Source organism: Vibrio sp. 779(2023) (genome assembly GCF_033344285.1).
GTDB lineage: Bacteria > Pseudomonadota > Gammaproteobacteria > Enterobacterales > Vibrionaceae > Vibrio > Vibrio alginolyticus.
In genome coordinates, this window is record NZ_JAWPOM010000130.1 from 1 (window position 1) to 1,280 (window position 1,280).

Annotated in this window: 1 protein-coding gene; it reads right to left on the bottom strand. The window is 47.4% G+C overall.

The annotated features are described in order from the left end of the window. Positions 1-1,280: GH36-type glycosyl hydrolase domain-containing protein (locus R8O70_RS25495; protein WP_412034579.1), on the bottom strand; the 1,280-nt coding region annotated here is incomplete at both ends.

A 1,280-nucleotide genomic window follows, 5' to 3' on the forward strand; every position in this document is an offset into this window, starting at 1 on the left:
TTTACAGATGCCCGTTTGACCCACGTATTCAGCTGAGAAGTCTAGCGCAGCTTTCATGTGGTCATACACGGTTGCATCACCGCCATCCGCGTAAGGAATCACTTCGTCGAAGAAGCTGTGCTCACCGGTTTCCATCACGTATTTACAGATGGTTGGTACTAGCCATAGGTGATCATCAGAGCAAGTGTCTTCAATACCGTGGATCTTATCTTCATCGGACGGAGTAGGAACAACCGTTGGAGACTTAGATGGTTTAACATCTGCTTTTTCAGGATCGAACCAATCAGGATCGAATAGGTGTAGGCCGTAACCCGCTTTTACTTGACCACGCAGTAGATCAACGATGCGCTTACGAGTCATTTTCGGGTTCGCGTGAGGAACGGAAATTGCGTCTTGCGCCGTATCGCGGTAACCAAGACCAGTACGACCACCCACTTCGATGAACGAAGCAAAGCGAGACCAAACCACACATGTTTCTGCTTGGTATAGCGTCCAAGCATTGATCATGGTGTCTAGGCCTTCGTTTGGCGATTTCACTTGGAACTTGCCACAACGCTCATCCCAGTGTGCTTTGATGCCAGCAAATGCATTGTCGACTTCTGCAAGGTCTTGGTACTTAGCACGTAGACGCTCACCGTTGCCTTTACCGATACCTAGAATGTAAGCAAAGCGAACTTCTTCTCCTGGTTGGATAGTAAATTGCTTGTGCAGAGAGCCACAGTGGTTGTAACACGTTTGTGCGGTGTTAAAACACTTACCTTGTTCTACTGCTAGTGGGTTTGCTTCGTCGCGGTATAGACCTAGGAAGCTATCACGTTGACCGTCGTATGAATCTGGATCAAACGTTGACGCTAGGTAGTAGAAGCCTTCGAAATCGTTAGTGTTGTAGTACAGGTCGTATTCAATCACGCCTTCGTTGTATGACGTACCAGCAGAGTAGAGAGACATCTGGTGGTTTTGGTTATCTGATTGAATGTGGCTGAACGAGAACTCAACAAATGAGAATGCGCTGATCGTACGCGGTTTGTCAGAGGTGTTCTTGATGACCACATCCCAAATTTCTGCATCTTCGCCTTTTGGTACAAAGAGCGTTTTGGTTGCGCTAATGCCGCTGTATTCACACTTGAATTTAGAGTACGACAAACCATGACGAACTTCGTAGTTCGCTTCGTCTAGGCTTTTGGCAACTGGTTGCCAAGAGATTGACCAGTAATCTCCCGTCTCATCATCACGTAGGTAAACGTAGTGTCCTGGGCGATCGAATGTCGCATTTGGACGGA